Consider the following 19,313-nt stretch of genomic DNA (forward strand, 5'->3'; position numbering starts at 1 on the left):
AGGAGAACTGTATGGAAACAAAAGAATATATCATAAAAACGTTAGAAACTTTGGTGAATATACCAAGTCCTTCTGGATTTACAAAAGAAGTGATGGAATTTGTTGAAAAGGAAGCAAAACAATATCAATATTCTTGTGAATATATCAAGCGAGGAGGATTAATTATTACGGTTCCAGGAGAAAGTAGTGATTGTCTTGGCCTATCTGCACATGTAGATACCCTTGGTGCCATGGTTCGTTCGATAAGTAATGATGGTTTTCTTCGTTTTACTTGTGTAGGTGGTTATACAATGAATAGTATTGAAGGAGAGTATTGCAAAATTCATACAAGAGAGGGCAAAGTGTATACTGGAACTATCCTTTCCAAAAGCCCATCAGTACATTCTTATGATGATGCAAGAACACTTGAACGCAAGGATCGAAACATGGAAATTCGCATCGATGAGAAAGTAACGAATAAAGAAGAAGTTCTAAATCTTGGTATTCATCATGGGGATTACATTAGTTTTGATGCACGTTTTGAATATACCCCAAGCGGATTTATAAAATCCAGACATTTAGACGATAAAGCTAGTGTTGCAGTGCTTTTAGGTTTACTAAAAGAGCTGTCAGAACAAAAAATTACACCGAAGAGAACCTTAAAGATATTAATAAGTAATTTAGAAGAAATCGGTATGGGAGCCTCTTATATACCTGCTGATATTAGTGAATTTATTGCAGTTGATATGGGAGCCATTGGAGACGATTTGGCAGGAAATGAATACTCAGTATCAATTTGTGCCTTAGACTCCTCAGGACCATATGATTATGAGTTAACAACGGACCTAATGAATCTCGCAAAAGAGAATCAGATTCCTTATGTTGTAGATATCTTCCCTCATTATGGTTCCGATGCATCCGCAGCTATGCGTGGAGGAAATAATATTAGAGCGGCGCTAATTGGTCAAGGAATTCATGCTTCTCATGGTATGGAGCGTACCCATGAAACAGCACTAATAGCTACGTTAGACTTATTAAAAGCATATGTAAGATAAGAGTTAATTTCACTATGTAAGTTATCAATAGAATAAGAAAAGAACAACAATAAAGAACAACGATAAAATACAATAGTAAAGAACAACAATAAATAAAAAACAAAGAAGCACGCCAAAATAAAATAGTTTTGGTGTGCTTTTTTTACTTAATATAAGGTAATATATTTCTATCAAATGGAGCATTCTAATCGAATTGTGGAATGGAATCTAGGAACTCATCAATTACAGACTTGTCCCCAACATTATCTTTTCTTAGAATATAGCTATTAATTTTGGGTGTATCAAAATCAAGTAGTGGAATCATAATCAGCTGACCATTCGCCAAATGCTGTTTAACGAAGCTTTTTGGAAGAAAGCTAAAGCCAATTCCATCTAATAGATATTGTAGAAGAGTTGGGCTCTTGTCAATTTCAAATCGAAAGTGATGATGCTTTGGGAATAGCTCACGAATGTAGAGACCTACATCTTGCAAAGCAAAATTGCAATAAAGATAATCAGTGCTCACCAATTGTTCTTTGGTAATGCCATTGGCATATTCTATGTTTTTTGGATGAGTTACAAGAACTAACTCATCGGTATGAAAAGAACTACACTCGAAGTATTTTTTATTCACCGGTACATAAGTAAATGCAAGGTCTATTAATTGATCTTGAAGCATTTGGACTAAAGTAAAGGAATGGTCAATCGTAACCTTCATCGATACATCAGGGTGATTTACAACAAAGGAGCGTATCGGTTCATATAGATGACACTCGTACACTGTATTTGTAGTACCAATACGCAGAGCGGCACGAAATGAATTTTGTGTGCTAAATTCTTGTATCGCAGTTTCTTCAAGTTCGACAATACGCTTTGCATACTCCAAAAAAATTTCCCCGTCTTTGGTTAAAGTGAGATTATTCCGTTCTCGAAGGAATAATTTTTTTCCTAATTCTTTTTCTAACTCCATGATGCGGTTTGTTACTGTCGATTGAGCAACAAATTGTTGCTCTGCTGTTTGAGTAAAATTTTTTATTTTTGATAACAAGAGAAAGGTTTTTAAATTTTGAGTTTCCATAGTAACCTCCATTCTGTTACAAAAGTGTGAAAAATCTTGATATTTCACACTTACCTCATTCTGGCTATTCACCTTATCATGTATCCCAATTTTATGCTAGCATATAGTCCCAGTTTACATTTGTTTTTCAACGGATAAGCTTCTTCTAGTATTAATAATTTAGATTAAAGTTAATGTTTAAATCAGATATATTAATTATATAATGTTCCCAAGATTCAGTCAATTGGCTTTCGAAAACGGTATAATTTTTACCATATTTATGTTACAATATGAAATGGGTGAATATATTTGTTACTTATAAGATTAGTATCAAAGAGGTAGAGAAAGGAAGGATTTTGTTATGAAAAATATTGCAATTTTAGGTGCTGGAAGAATTGCTAAGATGATGGCTCAAACTGTAAATGGAATGAAAGATGTAAAGCTATATGGTATTGCTTCCAGAGATATCAATAGAGCAGAAGATTTTGCGAGGGAATTTAACATAGAGCATGCCTATGGTTCCTATGAAGAGATGTTAAAGGATCCGAATATAGATTTAGTTTATATTGCAACGCCACATTCTCATCACTACGAACAAGCAAAGTTATGTTTAGAGAACGGGAAGAATGTCTTATGTGAGAAAGCATTTACGGCGAATAAAAAACAAGCAGAAGAAGTACTGTCTTTAGCGAAAGAAAAAGGACTATTAATCACGGAGGCAATTTGGTCTCGTTATATGCCAATGGCTCAAATAATAAAAGAGGTTATGGATAGCGGAATCATTGGCACTCCAACCTCATTAATTTCAACGTTTGGTGCATTGGTAAGTGAAAAGCCAAGGCTTAAAGAGCCTGCGTTAGCTGGTGGAGCGTTACTTGATCTTGGTATTTATCCATTGACATTTGCACTGATCGCATTTGGCAATGAAATCTCGGATATTAAGACTTCTGCTGTATTAAGCGATGCTGGCGTGGATGAACAACATAGCATTATCTTGACTTATCAAGATGGCAAGATTGCAACCCTTTACAGTTCTATGATTAGTGCGATGGAATCTAAAGCCATTGTTTATGGAACGAAAGGTTATCTAAAAATTCAAGGTATGACAAATTATGAGAGCATTGAAGTATATAATGCAAGCCGTGAATTAATAAAAACGATTGAAAGACCAGAGCAAATTACCGGGTATGAGTATGAAGTAATGGCAGCTCTCAAGGCAATTGAGGAAGGTAAATTAGAATGTTCGCAGATGCCACATATGGAAACACTTCGTGTGATGGAACTTATGGACGGTCTAAGAGCTAGATGGGGAGTACATTATCCTTTCGAATCCTAAGAGAATAGGAGAACTATGATTGATCAAGAAACATATGATTTAATAAAGCGCAAGTTAAGAGACTTTAAGTTTAATTCTTTAGAGTATACAGAATATGAATCTATTGCGGATTATGATATAGCAAAAGAGGATGAAGAAGGCCTCATACTATTTGGTAAACAAGAGGAAACTGGTAAATTCGAGGTTCACTGGGCAACAAACCAAGTGGAGATTCTTACAGAGCAGGTAAGTAAATCGGGAAATGATATTTTAGTAACCTTTCTACCATTCGAATGGAGAGACTATCTTGTTAGCCAAGGCTTTTATGAGTATGGATTTTTAAGAGAGTATTGGATAGAACAAATAAACAAGGTGGATACCGAAGGAATACAGATTAAGTACCTAGGAGAAAATCGTGAGAGAGAAGCCTCCGAGGTAACTTATTCCTGTCAGTGGCAGAGCAGAGAGTTTCGTGGAGAGAGCGAAGAATGGGTAAAACAATGGCTTAATGGGACTTGTCCTGATGCATCTAATTGTAGCAAAACCAATATTCTGGTTCAAGAAGAAGCTGGAGTTCTTTCCGGTATCGTATGTGTTGGTATCTACGGGGAGAACTCAGTACGTGGGAAAGTTGTCTGGGTTCGTGAACTCGCAGTGAACCCGAAATTCCAGGGAAAAGGAATAGGGCAGAATCTAATATTACAAGCGATAGCCTATGGAAAAGAGCAAGGAGCAGTCCGTTCTTTTCTTATGGCAGACGAGTTGAATGAACCAGCAAAGCATGTATATAAAAAGATTGGATATGTCGGCAGTGAAACGGAAATCCAGCTTGATATGATTTATGGAAAAAGTCCTGAAGAATAAGGAAAATGCGACAAAACCTTATTTCATGATGAATGGATGTTGAATCAGATAAACTGAATAAGATAATAGAAAGAAAAAGTTTAGGGGATGTATCGGTTTTACGGATGCATACCCTAAACTTTTTTGTAGCAATGTTTGACTATTTTTTTACCTTAGGTGTATTATTTTTCACTGTATGTCCAGCTTTTAGATTTGCATAGATAGCTTGAGTGGCTGCTACACCAGAAATCTTATTCCAAGTAATGTTACAGTTTTTTGTGGTTGAATTAAGGTAAATACCATTCTTCGCGGTAACCTTTATTGTGTTCTTATAGATTTTTAGATTCTTAGTATTAGAAACCCCGATTCCTCCATAATGGCTTCCTTTTGCTCCCGCTTTACTTATCTGATTCCAGTATAGATTTCCAGAATCACTATGGTCAATGCAAATAGAATAGCGATAGGTATCAGTGATGTAGTTACTTCCAATGTAACAGGTTGGAGAGTATTCAACAAAAATACCATAGCGGGCGGTTTTTGTTATGTGATTCTTTTTGATAGAGACATTCGATAATGGTCTGGCTTTACTACCAATAATACGAATACCGTCTCCCCAAGAAAGGGTAGAACCCGATTGATATTGTCTCATATTCTTTATCGTGTTTCCTTCGATTACAATGCGATAATTCTTTGGAAGTGGTTGTTTTTTCGTACTGGGTAGAGCAGGCAGGTAATTCGTAGCTTCATTAGAGAATGACGTATAAACAAGCACGCCAACCGCAGCTCTTTCTATAGTGTTATTTTTTATATTGGTGTTTACATAGTTGTAGGCTTTAATACCAGCTTCCGTTAGATCATGAAGTTTATTATTCTCAATGTTTATGTTGGTATGAAAAACTCCTTGAACAGAAGTATGAGAACCAATACCTCTTGGATAGTTGTAGATTTCATTATTTCTTATCGTAATTGTATTACAAGGCAGATCGTCATATACGATAGAGTTTGCTTGCATGGAGGGAACGATGGTACTGTTATGAACAATATCAAGCTGGATTGCCTCTTTTAATGTGGTACCATTATAACCATAGAGCTTGCAATTTTCTATCGTGCCATTCTTAACACCAGCCAAAGTGATAAGATGGCTCTTATCTGGTACATTACGGATGGTTGCATTTTTAATAGTAACATTAGAAGCGTGAATAAATCGAAAACTCTCCGTACCTTTATTGTAACTAGAAATCTTAGAAGAATCCCAGATACCACCATTGATGGTGATATTTTCTGTAGTTGTATAACCGCCTTTATCATTGCTCATATCATTTGCAAGCAGGGCTCCGCGTTGATGATTTTTCATCAATTTGGCTCCGGCAGAAGCAATAATAGTAGTATTGGAATAGATTCGAAGCTCGCTCTCTAACAGGTAGGTACCATTCGGTATTCGTACGGTTAAATTGTAACCGTTCTCCTTGTTATAATCTAATATTTGCTGAATTTCTTTCGCGGTTGCGTTTACAGGAACAGTAACATCAAAATCAATTCTTTTTGCGCCTAATCTAATGGATACCTCTGTCGACACATCGTTTGTGAGGAGATAAGAGGTTGATTGAAATGAAGCAGGTGTAGTATAGGAAGTAGCATGAGCTATAGGGATATTATTGTTAGAGATAAATCCGGATAAAACTAGAACAATTGACAGAGTGCTAAACTTTACTTTGTATTTCATATAAATTACCATTCTTTCGTATTTTAGATATCTTAAGTATTTCATTAACGTGCGACAAAAAGGAGTCAAAAAGAGTACAACTTTTTGTCTTTAAGTCAGAAAATAAAATGAAACAATTTCGTAATAATATTGTAACATTTCTTGCTTAAATAATCCATTGACTTTTACTGGTTAATTTCTGGAATTAGTATAAACAATCATATACAGAACTAAAAATCGATAGATGTTTGGTTCTAGGGAGATCTCGAATAATGACATTAAAAGCAGTACGTATCTTAAAAGAGTGTGATATTATTGTTAATCCAGGCTCCAATAAAGAGAACGGTCTGGCATTTAAGATTGCCAGTCAAGTGCTTGCGATGGAGAAGAAAATCATACTGGAAGTTGACTAAGGAATCGAGAACTTTCCGGAAAAATCATTCTACTATACGATAATCATGGCGAAAGAAAAATAATATCCAGAGAATACAGTCTTCTAAAGAAAATAATTTAGATAAAAAAGAGGAAAAAGAGGAAAAAGAACGTTATAAATAAAAGTAATAAATTTTGTAATGTACTTTACTTATGGTCTTAATTTCGATATAATAAAAACGGATATAATTTCCATTTTAATGACAATTAAAATTATGCTTGCTTTGTTGAATGGTGAGTTGAGGATGACGCAGGCATAAGTACCCATGTAAAAAAATATTTTTTTCACATTGATGTAATGAAATTCTATCTTAACAATATAATGTAGAGAGGTGCCTTGGCATAGTATTTATGGCCAGGGATAATAGGGAAATGGGTGAGAAACCCATGCGGTCCCGCCGCTGTAATGGAAGAGCATACTTCACTTACCAAGGTAAGTAATGTCACTGAGAAATCGGGAAGACTGGAGTATGTGTTGAAGCCAGAGCCAGAAGACCTGCCTCACTATAGGATATTACACAAGGCTACGGTGAATGGCTGGTGTAGAAAAGAAGCTCAGTTAGAGTTTTTTTATTATGCCTTTATGCTATTTTGCGTAAGAGGCATTTTTTTTACGCAAAATCATAAGTACTTTTCTTATAGTATGGCTAAGTCTTAAAAATCCTTGAGCGATGGAGAGTGATGTTAGCTTTTGGTATGTAAGGAAAAAGATAGGGAGAATTTATGCCAAGAAAAATTTTATTCATGCTGGAAAGGGGGGTGCGCAAGATGTAGACCATGCATACACATGGGCAGACCGTATTTTGTTTTCCATTTATGATTTTATAGTCCAGTTGATTTGTAAACATATCGAAAATGCAAAAGAATGTGTAAGATAAGGAGATTTTCATGGTTAATTTTGTTGGAGCTGGAAGTGGAGCCGTAGATTTAATAACAGTGCGTGGATTACGCTTATTAGAAGAGGCGGAGGTCGTTATTTATACTGGGTCCTTGATCAATCCAGAAATTTTGCAAAGTACAAATAAGGAATGTCTGCTATATAATAGTGCTACGATGACGTTATCAGAGGTTATTAAAGTGATGGTGGATAACAGAGAGAAAAAAATAGTAAGACTTCATACCGGGGATCCAAGTATATACGGTGCAATTAGAGAACAGATGGACCGTCTAAAAGAAGAAGGAATTTCTTATGAGGTCTGTCCCGGAGTTAGCAGTATGTGTGGTGTGGCTGCAGCATTAAAGGCAGAATATACCTTACCCAATGTATCACAAACCGTAATAGTTACCAGGATGAGTGGCAAAACAGAAGTTCCTGTGAAAGAAAATATTCGTGATTTATCAAAGCATCAGGCTACTATGGTGATTTTTCTTAGTTCTAATCTAACGAAAGAATTAAGCGAGGAATTAGTACTGGGAGGATATGATGAGAATACCCCTTGTGCTATCGTCTATAAAGCAACCTGGCCAGAAGAAAAGATAGTACGCGGTGTAATTAAGGAGCTTCCTACGATGGCGATAGAAGCGCAGATATCTAAAACAGCCCTGATTGTTGTAGGTGGATTTTTGGGAGATGATTATCATCTATCAAAACTCTATGATGAGAATTTTTCCACGGAATACCGTAAGGCAGAAAGGGACTTAACCTAATCTTGGATGTTGAAACAAATTTCCTGTATGATTCATGAAAAGATGAATTATGATGAAACAAACAATGAAGGTTACAGAAGGAGAAATTATGCTATATGTAGTTGGCTTCGGGCCCGGAAAACTTGACTATTTTACTAACGAAGCACAGGAAGCAATCAAGGAATCTGATTTGATTGTTGGATATACGACCTATATTGATATTATCCGAGAATATTTTCCGGAAAAACAGCTTAATCATACTCCGATGAAAAAAGAAGTGGAGCGATGCAGATATGCAATCGAAGAGGTTCTAAAAGGAAGGACTGTTGCAATCGTATCCAGCGGAGACAGCGGGGTTTATGGGCTTGCTGGTTTAATCTATGAATTGTCTGTCGAGTATCCTCCAATCGAGATAGAGATAATTGCCGGAGTAACAGCGGCTTTAAGCGGAGGAGCAATTCTTGGAGCACCATTAACACATGATTTTGCAGTGATAAGTCTTAGTGATTTATTGACTCCTTGGGAGTTAATTAAAAAGAGGATTGAATTTGCATCCGAAGCTGATTTGGTAATTTGTCTATATAATCCTGCCAGTAAAAAAAGAGCGGATTACCTAAAAATCGCATGTGAGTATATGATGCATTACAAGGCAAAAGATACAGTATGTGGCTATGTAAAAAACATTGGACGTCTTGGACAAGAGGCAGTGATCTGCACATTGGAGGAATTAAAGGATAAGACGGTTGATATGTTTACAACAGTATATATTGGTAATTCCAAAACAAGAATGATCCAAGGGAAGATGGTCACGCCGAGAGGATATAGGATTTCATAAGATATGACATAGTAGAAGAGTAAAATAGTTTCACAAAGTTTGACATAAAAAAAGATGTAGTATATAATCTTGATGATCGCGTTATAATTAAGAATACGGTTCGAACGTTATCCTATATTAGGTAACGGGTAGATTAATAGGGAAGTCGGTTAGAATCCGACACAACCGCCATTACTGTATTTGACGGTGCCATAGGATAGGCACAAGTGAAAACAAAATGCCATTGGAGGAAACTCTGAGAAGGCGTTTTCATGTCATAAGTCAGGAGACCTGCCGTATTTTTGCTGTCATCAGCAAGGTTTAACCATTCTTGGGCAAGTGGAAGAATGCAGCCGTTATTATTATTACAAGGAATGCGATAGTTTTGTGTTGCTTGTAGAGTGCAGTGTAAGTGAATAAATCTGCTCATATGTTAAGATAATTTGCGAAATCAAACCTCAGAACCATCCTACGAGGTGAAATAGTGTAGCATTACTTAGCTATAGAAATAATAATACAGAAGCATCTTCTTTCTATGATAAAAAATTACAGGTGTAATTTTTTATCATATAGAAACAGAGGATGTTTTTTTATTGCTTATCTTTTGTACATAAGGCAATAAGGCTTTTGTTAGACATATGAAATCAACGTCGAATCATCACTAAGCGCAAGTGCGTAAATTTTGGGAGGATTCATATGAGATTAAAAGCAAATGCAGTAAAAAGATTAGTGTTGGTAGCATTATCAGCAGTTTTGTTAGCAGGATGTTCTGCTAAAGATAGGTCAGCGGAAAGTCCACAAGCTACGGTAACACCGGTAGCAGATAACAATTCCGTGGGTGATAAGGAGCAGGCAGAACATAAGGATTCAGAGAAAGAGGAACAAAGTGCAGAATTAGTATTTGACCATTCAATGAAATTAGAATATGCTAAAAATTTTCAAGTTGACTATTATGTCGGGGGCTATAAGCTAATTACCATTAGTGATGGGAAGAAGTTTTTAACTGTACCGGAAGGTGCCAAACTTCCAAGTGGTGTTGAGGAAGGGGTTATCGTATTACAGATGCCTTTAAATAATCTCCTCATTTCATCGACACCAACGATGTCCTTACTCAATGCAATCGGTGGTCTTGATACCGTTACAATGACTACAACAGAACGTGAGTCTTGGTATATCGAGGAAGTTTGCAACAAGATGGATCAAGGAGAGCTTATGTTTATCGGCTCTTATAAAGAGCCGGACTATGAATTACTTGTCGCCAACAAGCCGAAGTTTTCAGTTTTCTCTACGATGTTATCCAGTGTTCCAGAGGTTGCAGAGAAGTTAGATGAGTTAGAAATACCATATTTACTAGATCAATCAACCTTTGAAGAACACCCATTGGCTCGTGTGGAATGGGTAAAGTTATACGGAGCATTTCTTGATTTAGAAGCTGCAGCGGAGAAAGTATATAAAGATCAAGTTACCATGGTACAGGAAGTAAGTGCGGCAGAGTCTACTGGTAAAACTGCTGCTATATTTTACATTACATCTAAGGGAGTTTTACATGTAAGACAGGGCGGTGATTATGTTGCCAAGATGTTTGAACTTGCAGGCGGTGAGTATATCTTTGCTGATATAAATCCAGAAGAGTCTGGCACTCTTAAGATGGAGATGGAAGAATTCTATGCAAAAGCAAAGGATGTGGATTATATCATCTATATCTGGAACCTTGGAGGCAAACCAGAGAACCTAGAGCAGTTCATTGGCTACAGTGAAATCTTTCAAGATTTTAAAGCGGTAAAAGAAGGCAATGTATGGTGTACAACTCCAGACTTTTTCCAGATTTCAGATACTCTTGGAAGTATGATTAAAGACATGAACACGATGGTAACTCTTGAGAACCCTGACGTTGATAAATTAACTTACCTTTTTAAGTTACAGTGAGAGAAGAAATAAGGCAGCAGGTCCGTTATCAGATTGTATTTCTCTTATTACTAAGTCTGGTCGTTGTTGCGCTAATACTTAACATTAATACGGGGAGTATATCCATCTCCCCGTTAAGGATTTTTCGAATCGTATTCTTAAGTGCTGAGTCAGGAAGTACGGAGAGTAATATTATTTGGAAAATTCGCTTGCCAAGGTTATTGGCAGCGGCTGTTTTAGGGGGAGGATTATCCGTATCAGGTTTTTTACTGCAGACCTTCTTTCGAAATCCAATCGCAGGACCATTTGTACTAGGAATCTCATCCGGTGCTAAGATGTTTGTCGGATTTGTAATGGTCATTCTACTAAACTATGTTCCGCAAATACCTGTTGCTGTTGTCGTTCTTGCTTCTTTTGTAGGTTCGCTTTTATCTATGGGGATTGTACTGCTGTTTTCCAGAAAGGTTCGAAGCATGTCCATGTTACTGGTAATCGGAATAATGATTGGATATATTTGTTCTGCAGTAACGGATTTTATGATAACATTCGCCAGAGAAAGTGATATTGCGAATCTGACACATTGGTCTATGGGAAGTTTCTCGGGGATGAACTGGACAAATCTAAGAATTGCAACGATTCTTATCTTAATCGCAGTCGGAATTACGTTTTTTATATCAAAACCATTGGGAGCTTACCAGCTTGGGGAAGGTTATGCACAGAGTATGGGAATTAACATCAAGTGGTTTCGAATCCTAATAATTACCTTATCAAGCTTATTATCTGCCTGTGTCACTGCATTTGCCGGACCAATATCCTTTGTAGGAATTGCGGTTCCGCACATTACAAAATTGATGGTGAAGACAGCGAAGCCAATGATTGTCATTCCGGCAACCTTTTTATGTGGTGCTGTTTTTTGCATGTTTTGTGACTTGATAGCACGTACTGCATTTTCACCAATTGAACTATCAATAGGGACTGTAACAGCAGCCTTCGGAGCACCGGTTGTTATTTGGCTGATGGCAAAACGACAGTCTAAGTAAAGGTGTATCGGCCTAAGAATTGAGGAGCAAATGAAGGAAAACTACTTTTTTCAAACAGAAGGATTGTCCGTTGGATATCATAACAAAGTACTAATCCGGGATATTTCATTCGGAATTAAGAAAGGTGAGATATTAACCTTAATTGGTCCGAACGGTTCCGGAAAATCAACCATACTAAAAAGCATTACCAAGCAATTATCTGCAATTAAAGGGGTAGTTTATCTGGATAAAAAAAATCTGTATCAGTTATCCAGCAGAGAAACTGCGAAGAAGTTATCCGTTGTGTTAACTGAACGAATCAAGCCTGAGATGATGACTTGTGAAGAAGTGGTGTCTTCCGGGCGCTACCCGTATACAAATCAGTTTGGAACTTTGACGAAGAGAGATCATAAAGTAGTCATGGAAGCTTTAGAGAAGGTACATGCCATAGAGTTAAAAGACAAAGAATTTACCGATATCAGCGATGGACAAAGGCAGCGAATCTTACTTGCCAGAGCCATCGCTCAGGAGCCGGAAGTAATTGTTCTTGATGAACCAACCTCTTTTTTAGATATCAAGCATAAGATTGAGCTACTTAGTATTCTATCTGAGATGGCAAAAGAAAAACAGATTACGGTGATTATGTCGTTGCACGAAATAGATCTAGCTCCTAAGATTTCAGACCGCATCATGTGTGTAAATGGAGAAGTAATCGAGCGGTTTGGAACTCCAGAGGAAATATTTACTGAAAAAATAATTAGAGAATTATACAGCATGCAGGAGGGATCTTATAATATGCTGTTTGGAAGTGTTGAGCTTAAAAAACCAAGCGGTTCTCCGAGCGTCTTTGTAATAGCAGGCGGTGGTTACGGTATTCCTATTTACCGCAAACTGCAAAAGCAAGGCATTTCTTTTTACACAGGAATTCTGCATGATAATGACATAGATTATCAGGTTGCTTCTTCGTTAGCATCGGAGGTGTTCGTGGAAAAGGCTTTTATGCCAATCCGTGAGGAACTTATAAAGAAAGGACAAATAGCAATCAAAAACTGTGAGTTTGTATATGAGGCAGGCACTCCGATTGGAGATTTTAACAGAGCGAATCTGGAACTTCTAACTTATGCAAAAGCATTAGGGAAGATTAGAAATGAAAAAGATGCACTTAAAGTACAAAGAAGTAAGAATAATTGATAGAGAACATAAAAGAAGATGGTTAGTGACTATGAAAAGGAGGAATGCAAGATAGAGGATAAAGTGATGCCTTATCAGATTCCAAGGATTTTAATTGCTGGAACCAATAGTGGATGTGGTAAAACAACGATAACCTGTGGTATATTAAACGCCCTTAAATTAAGAGGATATTCTCTTTCTTCTTTTAAATGCGGTCCAGACTATATTGACCCGATGTTTCATTCCCGCGTAATAGGAGCAAAGAGCTCAAATCTTGACCTTTTTTTCTGCAATGAAGACGTAGTGAAAGGTTTGCTGTATGAACGGTCAAAGCTAAGTCAAATAGCTGTTATTGAAGGTGTTATGGGGTATTATGATGGAAGCACAGTAAAAGGGATGGAAGGAAGTTCCTATCATATTGCATCGGTTACAAAGACGCCCGTAATTCTAGTATTTAACTGTAAAGGAATGGCAAACAGTATACTTGCCATGGTAAAGGGATTTCTAACCTTTGAATCAAAACATCAAGTGGTTGGAATTATTTTAAATCAAATTACAGAGAGTGTTTTTTTAGTAATAAAAGAAGAAATTGAAAAAGAGTTTGGTTACAAGGTTGTAGTTCTTGGAGGAATACCAAAATTACCGAAGGAATGTCAATTTGAAAGCAGGCATCTGGGGCTTATTACGGCAGATGAGATTAAAGGTCTTCAAGAAAAACTAAATCTACTTTCAAGTATCATGGAAAAGCATATTGACATGGTGCAATTGATTCGTATTGCCAATCAAGCAGAGCAAATCGTGATTCCTACCAATTGGCTTGGAATAGCAGAACCTATTTTCAAGGTAGATATTGCAGTCGCTTACGATAAAGCATTTTGTTTTTATTATGCGGAAAATCTAAGTCTGCTGGAATCCTTGGGGGCAAAGCTTCATTACTTTAGCCCGATTGCAGATAGAATGTTACCAGAAGGTATGGATGGGCTTATCCTTGGTGGCGGGTATCCAGAGCTTTATAAAAAGGAATTGTCTGAGAATAAAGAAATGAGAGAGTCCATGAAATTAGCATTAAAAAAAGGACTTCCGTGCATAGCAGAATGCGGCGGTTTTATGTATCTGAATCAAGATATTGACGGAGAAGATATGGTAGGCTACCTAAGCGGCAGTTGTAGGAATCAAAACAGGTCGCTGCGGTTTGGCTATGTTACTCTAAAGGCAAACAAAGATCAGCTTTTAGCAAAAGCCGGGGAGGAAATCCGCGGTCATGAGTTCCACTACTATGACTGTACAGATAATGGAACAGATTTTTCTGCCACGAAGAAAAATGGAACTAGTTTGGAAGCCGGTATTTCAAATGACAATCTCTATGCAGGATATGTACATTTGCATTTCTATAGCAATATAAGTGCAGCAAGAAACTTTATAGCCCGCTGTGCTTTATACAAAGATTCTGTAATAACCTCAGCCATTCAGGAAAAATCGTAGAAAAATAGGCATGCAGTCGATGAACACATAGGAAGTATATGAAAGTTTTTTAGAGAAATGGAGTAGACGATGATTCATTTAAAACCAATGGAAATTGAAAGCAGAAGTTTAGAGATTATTACGGAAGAGTTACATGAAAAAAAGATAGAACTAAAATCTTGCGAAGAAGCAGTAATAAAGCGTGTTATCCATACTTCTGCGGATTTTGATTACGCCAAAAATCTGTGCTTTTCTGAAGGTGCAGTTGAGATTGCATTAAATGCACTTCGTAAGGGATGTGATATCGTAACCGATACAGAGATGGCAAAATCAGGTATCAATAAGACCATCTTAGCTTCTTTAGGAGGTTCTGCACATTGTTTTATGGGGGATGAGAAAGTTGCTGCAATTGCAAAAGAAAGGGAAACTACAAGGGCCGTTGTATCGATGGAAGTAGCAAGAAATTTACCAAAGCCATGTATCTTTGCCATAGGAAATGCTCCAACTGCACTATTAAGACTTGAAGAACTTATCAGGGAAGAGGGGTATCAGCCAGTATTGATCATTGGTGTTCCTGTCGGATTTGTTAATGTAATCGAAGCAAAAGAATTAATTATGACAACCAATGTTCCTTATATTGTTGCAAGGGGAAGAAAGGGTGGAAGTAATGTAGCGGCAGCTATCTGTAATGCCTTACTTTATCAAATTAAACGATGAATTATGAGATAATAAAAGATTCTAAAAAACTTCGCTGTGGTTATACCACAGGCTCTTGTGCTGCGGCAGCAGCAAAAGCAGCACTTTTGATGCTGCATACGAAGAAAGATCTTAACTCGGTTTACCTGATTACGCCCAATGGATTGGAACTGACATTGCCCGTTTTTGATATTACCCGTGAGGAAAATAGTGTCTCCTGTGCCATTCAAAAAGATGCAGGTGATGACCCAGATGTAACAGATGGGATGTATATCTATGCCAAAGTTACCTTAACGGATAAGGTTGGAGGAAATACATATCTTGCAGCCAACAAAGCAGATAAGGGAGAGCAAAGTGAAATTATGTTACGTGGTGGGCAAGGAATCGGAAAGGTGACAAAACCGGGACTTGATCAACCGATTGGAGAAGCTGCGATTAATTCGATTCCACGCAGTATGATTAAGAAGGAAGTTCTTGAGGTAAATGAAGAGTACGGATATTTTGGCGGTGTAGACATTGAAATTTATGCCCCAGAAGGGGAAGAGAGAGCAAGGAAGACTTTTAACTCACAGCTTGGAATTCTTGGAGGAATTTCGATTCTTGGGACTACAGGAATAGTGGAACCAATGAGTGATAGTGCGATTATAGATACCATTCGGATTGAATTAAACCAGAAGAAAGAAGAGGGAATCAAAAGGATTATCATGACGCCAGGGAATTATGGAGAAGATTTCATAAGAATGAGTCATGAGATTTCACCCCAGTTTATGATAAAGTGCAGTAATTTTATTGGGGAAGCCTTTGACTTTGTAACTGAAATGGGCTTTACGGATGTCTGCTTGGTAGGACATATCGGTAAGCTGATTAAGGTAGCAGGGGGGATGCTAAACACACATTCCAGATACGGGGACTGCAGAGCAGAGATATTTGCTGCGAATGCAGCTGCTTGTGGATTACCACAGAAGGAAGTGATGGAAATTCTTGAAAGCGTGACAACGGAAGAGATGATTACTATCGTCAAGCAGTATGAGAAGGAGTACTCTACTCTGCTTCTTGATACGTTAATACAAAAGCTTTTAGAAAAAATAGCTTATCAGCTGAACCGAAGAGTCAACCAAAGGGTAAGGATTGGAGTAATGACGTTTTCCTCAAAATATGGGTATCTGGGAGAAACCGAAGGTTTTTCTGACATAGTATCAATAATTGCAGTGTAAACGTAGAAAGGATTTCGAAATGAAGATAGCCATATATGCATTTTCAAGGCAGGGATGCAGTGTCGCAAAAACAATAAAAGACCAATATGTGAGTGAGGTTTACACGATAGAGCGATTGGCAGAGGAATATTCCTTTCTACCGATAGAACAGGGGATTACCGAATCAGTAGGGCAATGTTTTACACGAGTTGATGCTTTGATTTTCATCGGAGCTTGTGGAATTGCAGTACGTGCTATTGCACCTTATGTAAAGTGTAAAACAACGGACCCAGCGGTAATTGTAATTGATGATCAAGCCATCCATGCGATTTCCCTTCTATCCGGTCACCTCGGTGGTGCTAACGAGTTAACGAAAGAACTAGCCACCTTACTTGGAGCAACCCCTATTATTACAACAGCAACCGATGTGAGCGGTAAATTTTCTGTGGATGATTTTGCGAGGAAACATGGCTGCATTTTAGATAATCTATCACTGGCAAAAGAGGTCTCAGCGAGGATATTAATTGAAGATATCCCTTTACTTAGTGACTTTTTTTATCCAAAGGAAATGCCCTTTGGACTGAAAATCGCAGAGGAACTAAAAACTCTTGGCATCTATCTGACATATCATAAACGAGCCCCATTTGATAAGACACTTCGACTAATCTACCCATCCCTGCACCTTGGGATTGGATGTCGGAGAGGGGCTTCACTTGAGACGATACAGGAACTGATTAATGAAGTTTTTATAAGCTATGAACTGGAACAAAAAGCAATCAAAAGTATCTCCTCCATTGATTTAAAAAAAGAGGAAGAAGGTATGATAGCACTGGCGAAGCGCTACTCGGTTCCTTTTGTCTGCTATTCTTCTGAGCACTTAAAGGAAGTCCTGGGTGAGTTTACGGCTTCGGATTTTGTGGCATCTGTCACAGGAGTAGATAATGTCTGTGAGAGAGCAGCGGTTTTATCCTCTGGCAGTAAGGAGCTTACCGTGAAGAAAAAATCAAAGCATGGCGTTACAATTGCAGTTGCGAAGGAGGAGTTTCGTTGGTAAGAATCGGTGTATTTGCAGGCACAACGGAAGGGCGAAATATTGTAAATTATTTAATTAGTCAAGGTGTAACGGTAACTGCTTTTGTGGCTACCGAGTACGGGGAAACACTGCTAAATACAAGTAATGCTGTGATTCACTGCGGTAGAATGGAACAAGATGAGATGGAGCTTATCATGAGAGAGAATCGTTTTTCTCTGATGATAGATGCCACTCATCCATATGCCCAGGTAGTAACAAAGCATATTGTTTCAGCCTGCGATAATACAAATACAAAATACCTTCGGTTGTTACGAAAGAGTGATCTGTCAAAACAGGAAAGTTTTGATAGTATTGATGAGATAGTGAATTATTTAAACAATCAAGAAGGAAATATTTTATTAACAACTGGAAGTAAAGATCTAAAAGAGTATTGCAGAATTAGAAATTTTAAAGAACGTCTTTATGTAAGAGTGCTGCCTATGGAGGATTCTCTAAAAATCTGTTCTGATTGCGCAATCATGCCTTCTCATATTGTAGCAATACAGGGACCATTTTCAGAAGAGTTTAACCGCAGCCTAATCAGGATGTATCATATTTCCTATCTGGTAACGAAAGACTCTGGATTACAGGGAGGATTACAGGAGAAAATATCTGCCGCAAAGGAAGAGGGGATAAAAGCGCTTATACTTGGAAGACCTGTAAAAGAGCAGGGATATTCCTATGAGGAGACAATTGAATACTTAAAGAACACATTTCAATTACACTTAAAACCAAAGTTCTATCTCATAGGGATAGGAACGGGCGCAAGGAAGCTTCTTACCATGGAGGCAATAGAAGCTCTAAAACAAAGTGACTGCGTCATTGGTGCGAAACGTATGGTGGAAGCAGTGTCAATGTATGCGAAGAACTCTTATCACGAATATGTTCCGGAGAAGATTCTGGAATTTGTTAAGATCCATCCAGAGTATCAGCAGTATGCAGTTGTTTTATCTGGTGATATTAACGTATATAGTGGTGCCAAAAAACTTCGCACCGCACTAAAAGACTACGAGGTAGAACCGATATGTGGTATCAGCAGTGTTTCATACTTTTTATCTAAGCTTCATGAATCCTTGGAAAATGTGACCTTGCTAAGTCTTCACGGAAGAGAGGGAGCTTTGATTGCTACGGTACGTACATCGCAAAAGGTGGTTGTATTACTTAGCAGGGAGAATTCGATTCGAACAGTGTGTGAAGAATTATGTGAATACGGGTTAAGTAAGGTGAAGGTTACTCTTGGAGAATGCTTATCTTATGAAGAGGAAAGAATTATCGAGGGAACTGCAGAAGACTTCAGGCATATCATGACGGATTCTTTATGCTTAGCGTATATTTATAATGCAGATTACGAACAGACAATAACGCCTGGTATCCCTGAGGAGCACTGGGTTCGAGGAAATATACCAATGACGAAAGAAGAAGTCAGAATAATCTGTCTATCAAAGCTAAAGTTAAAAAAAGATGCGATACTCTATGATATCGGAGCAGGTACAGGTTCCGTTGCGATTGAAGCAGGACGTTTTTTATCGGAGGGGAAAGTGTATGCCATAGAAAAAGAAGAAGAAGGGATTGCGTTAATAGAAGCGAACCGGAAGAAATTTATGGTGGATCAAGTGATACCGGTGCATGGTATAGCTCCTGAAGTATTTGATGCTTTAGAAGCTCCAACACATGCCTTCCTTGGAGGTACCAATGGAAAACTAAAAGCTATTCTTAAAGCATTACTTGTTAAGAATCCGAAGGTACGAATCGTAATTACAGCAGTTAGTTTGGAGACAATTGCAGAGGCTGTGACTTGTTTGAAGGAATTTGATTTTTGCGAAACTGACGTAGTTACACTTTCCGTCAGCAAAGCTAAGAAGTTAGGATCACATCATTTAATGTATGCACAAAATCCAATTTCTGTATTTACTTGTCAGTACCCAAGGAATACAATAGAGAAAATATAGCAATAAAAAAGAGTTTTTATAGGAATAAGAGGTAAGGAAGGTTTAA

General features: G+C 37.7%; 16 protein-coding genes and 2 riboswitches. Of the genes, 14 read left to right on the forward strand and 2 right to left on the reverse strand.

Annotated features, from left to right (window positions below; translation table 11 throughout):
- Positions 1 to 11: 11 nt before the first annotated feature.
- Positions 12 to 1,034, forward strand: coding sequence for a M42 family metallopeptidase (locus tag CC92_RS0116945; RefSeq protein WP_029501458.1), 1,023 nt, complete (start codon positions 12 to 14; stop codon positions 1,032 to 1,034).
- A gap of 184 nt (positions 1,035 to 1,218) precedes the next feature.
- Here the strand turns inward: CC92_RS0116945 and CC92_RS0116950 are convergent, their stop codons facing one another.
- Positions 1,219 to 2,091, reverse strand: a complete 873-nt coding sequence (locus CC92_RS0116950; protein WP_029501457.1) for a LysR family transcriptional regulator — start codon at positions 2,089 to 2,091, stop codon at positions 1,219 to 1,221.
- A gap of 340 nt (positions 2,092 to 2,431) precedes the next feature.
- On the opposite strand from CC92_RS0116950, the gene CC92_RS0116955 reads away from it, so the two are divergent.
- Both CC92_RS0116955 and CC92_RS21155 read left to right on the forward strand, forming a co-directional pair.
- Entirely contained in the window at positions 2,432 to 3,406 is a 975-nt protein-coding gene (locus tag CC92_RS0116955; RefSeq protein WP_029501456.1) for a Gfo/Idh/MocA family protein, read from the forward strand.
- A gap of 15 nt (positions 3,407 to 3,421) precedes the next feature.
- Positions 3,422 to 4,249 carry a GNAT family N-acetyltransferase gene (locus tag CC92_RS21155; protein ID WP_034218550.1) on the forward strand — a complete coding sequence of 276 codons (828 nt, stop codon included), beginning with the start codon at positions 3,422 to 3,424 and terminating at the stop codon, positions 4,247 to 4,249.
- A gap of 139 nt (positions 4,250 to 4,388) precedes the next feature.
- On the opposite strand, the gene CC92_RS0116965 is transcribed toward CC92_RS21155, so the two are convergent.
- Positions 4,389 to 5,951 (reverse strand): right-handed parallel beta-helix repeat-containing protein, encoded by a 1,563-nt coding sequence (locus CC92_RS0116965; RefSeq protein WP_029501455.1) that lies wholly within the window; start codon positions 5,949 to 5,951, stop codon positions 4,389 to 4,391.
- A gap of 251 nt (positions 5,952 to 6,202) precedes the next feature.
- Between CC92_RS0116965 and CC92_RS22660 the strand changes: the two genes are divergently transcribed.
- The 11 genes from CC92_RS22660 (at position 6,203) to cobK (ending at position 19,267) form a co-directional block, all read left to right on the forward strand.
- Positions 6,203 to 6,343: a hypothetical protein gene (locus tag CC92_RS22660; protein ID WP_155998565.1), complete on the forward strand. Its 141-nt coding sequence runs from the start codon at positions 6,203 to 6,205 to the stop codon at positions 6,341 to 6,343.
- Positions 6,344 to 6,675: 332 nt separating this feature from the next.
- Positions 6,676 to 6,881: riboswitch (cobalamin riboswitch) on the forward strand.
- 369 nt (positions 6,882 to 7,250) lie between these two features.
- A complete protein-coding gene (gene cobM / locus CC92_RS0116985; RefSeq protein WP_029501452.1) occupies positions 7,251 to 8,009 on the forward strand; it encodes a precorrin-4 C(11)-methyltransferase in 759 nt (252 codons plus the stop codon).
- Between the two features lie 49 nt (positions 8,010 to 8,058).
- Entirely contained in the window at positions 8,059 to 8,823 is a 765-nt protein-coding gene (gene cobJ, locus CC92_RS0116990; protein ID WP_242841308.1) for a precorrin-3B C(17)-methyltransferase, read from the forward strand.
- Between the two features lie 79 nt (positions 8,824 to 8,902).
- A riboswitch (cobalamin riboswitch) is annotated at positions 8,903 to 9,116 on the forward strand.
- A 382-nt stretch (positions 9,117 to 9,498) separates the two neighbouring features.
- The gene (locus CC92_RS0116995) at positions 9,499 to 10,728 is read left to right on the forward strand and encodes an ABC transporter substrate-binding protein (RefSeq protein ID WP_029501450.1); all 1,230 of its coding nucleotides are present in this window, start codon (positions 9,499 to 9,501) and stop codon (positions 10,726 to 10,728) included.
- Entirely contained in the window at positions 10,725 to 11,747 is a 1,023-nt protein-coding gene (locus CC92_RS0117000) for a FecCD family ABC transporter permease (protein ID WP_029501449.1), read from the forward strand. Before CC92_RS0116995 ends, CC92_RS0117000 begins: the two co-directional genes overlap by 4 nt.
- Before the next feature lie 30 nt (positions 11,748 to 11,777).
- Positions 11,778 to 12,917, forward strand: coding sequence for an ABC transporter ATP-binding protein (locus CC92_RS0117005; protein ID WP_029501448.1), 1,140 nt, complete (start codon positions 11,778 to 11,780; stop codon positions 12,915 to 12,917).
- Positions 12,918 to 12,935: 18 nt separating this feature from the next.
- A complete protein-coding gene (locus tag CC92_RS0117010; protein ID WP_034218549.1) occupies positions 12,936 to 14,378 on the forward strand; it encodes a cobyrinate a,c-diamide synthase in 1,443 nt (480 codons plus the stop codon).
- A gap of 69 nt (positions 14,379 to 14,447) precedes the next feature.
- The gene (locus tag CC92_RS0117015; protein ID WP_029501446.1) at positions 14,448 to 15,074 is read left to right on the forward strand and encodes a precorrin-8X methylmutase; all 627 of its coding nucleotides are present in this window, start codon (positions 14,448 to 14,450) and stop codon (positions 15,072 to 15,074) included.
- Positions 15,071 to 16,267: a cobalt-precorrin-5B (C(1))-methyltransferase CbiD gene (gene cbiD / locus CC92_RS0117020; RefSeq protein WP_029501445.1), complete on the forward strand. Its 1,197-nt coding sequence runs from the start codon at positions 15,071 to 15,073 to the stop codon at positions 16,265 to 16,267. Before CC92_RS0117015 ends, cbiD begins: the two co-directional genes overlap by 4 nt.
- 19 nt (positions 16,268 to 16,286) lie before the next feature.
- Positions 16,287 to 17,300: a cobalt-precorrin 5A hydrolase gene (locus tag CC92_RS0117025; RefSeq protein ID WP_029501444.1), complete on the forward strand. Its 1,014-nt coding sequence runs from the start codon at positions 16,287 to 16,289 to the stop codon at positions 17,298 to 17,300.
- Positions 17,294 to 19,267: a precorrin-6A reductase gene (gene cobK / locus CC92_RS0117030; protein WP_029501443.1), complete on the forward strand. Its 1,974-nt coding sequence runs from the start codon at positions 17,294 to 17,296 to the stop codon at positions 19,265 to 19,267. Before CC92_RS0117025 ends, cobK begins: the two co-directional genes overlap by 7 nt.
- The last annotated feature ends 46 nt before the right edge of the window (positions 19,268 to 19,313 follow it).

It is taken from the genome of Lachnoclostridium phytofermentans, from assembly GCF_000733755.1.
GTDB classification, from domain to species: domain Bacteria; phylum Bacillota; class Clostridia; order Lachnospirales; family Lachnospiraceae; genus Lachnoclostridium; species Lachnoclostridium phytofermentans_A.

Coding starts and splice junctions, on each gene's coding strand:
- CC92_RS0116945 (WP_029501458.1), top strand. CDS start 12: ATGGAAACAAAAGAATATATCATAAAAACGTTAGAAACTTTGGTGAAT.
- CC92_RS0116950 (WP_029501457.1), bottom strand. CDS start 2,091: ATGGAAACTCAAAATTTAAAAACCTTTCTCTTGTTATCAAAAATAAAA.
- CC92_RS0116955 (WP_029501456.1), top strand. CDS start 2,432: ATGAAAAATATTGCAATTTTAGGTGCTGGAAGAATTGCTAAGATGATG.
- CC92_RS21155 (WP_034218550.1), top strand. CDS start 3,422: ATGATTGATCAAGAAACATATGATTTAATAAAGCGCAAGTTAAGAGAC.
- CC92_RS0116965 (WP_029501455.1), bottom strand. CDS start 5,951: ATGAAATACAAAGTAAAGTTTAGCACTCTGTCAATTGTTCTAGTTTTA.
- CC92_RS22660 (WP_155998565.1), top strand. CDS start 6,203: ATGACATTAAAAGCAGTACGTATCTTAAAAGAGTGTGATATTATTGTT.
- cobM (WP_029501452.1), top strand. CDS start 7,251: ATGGTTAATTTTGTTGGAGCTGGAAGTGGAGCCGTAGATTTAATAACA.
- cobJ (WP_242841308.1), top strand. CDS start 8,059: ATGATGAAACAAACAATGAAGGTTACAGAAGGAGAAATTATGCTATAT.
- CC92_RS0116995 (WP_029501450.1), top strand. CDS start 9,499: ATGAGATTAAAAGCAAATGCAGTAAAAAGATTAGTGTTGGTAGCATTA.
- CC92_RS0117005 (WP_029501448.1), top strand. CDS start 11,778: ATGAAGGAAAACTACTTTTTTCAAACAGAAGGATTGTCCGTTGGATAT.
- CC92_RS0117010 (WP_034218549.1), top strand. CDS start 12,936: ATGGTTAGTGACTATGAAAAGGAGGAATGCAAGATAGAGGATAAAGTG.
- CC92_RS0117015 (WP_029501446.1), top strand. CDS start 14,448: ATGATTCATTTAAAACCAATGGAAATTGAAAGCAGAAGTTTAGAGATT.
- cbiD (WP_029501445.1), top strand. CDS start 15,071: ATGAATTATGAGATAATAAAAGATTCTAAAAAACTTCGCTGTGGTTAT.
- CC92_RS0117025 (WP_029501444.1), top strand. CDS start 16,287: ATGAAGATAGCCATATATGCATTTTCAAGGCAGGGATGCAGTGTCGCA.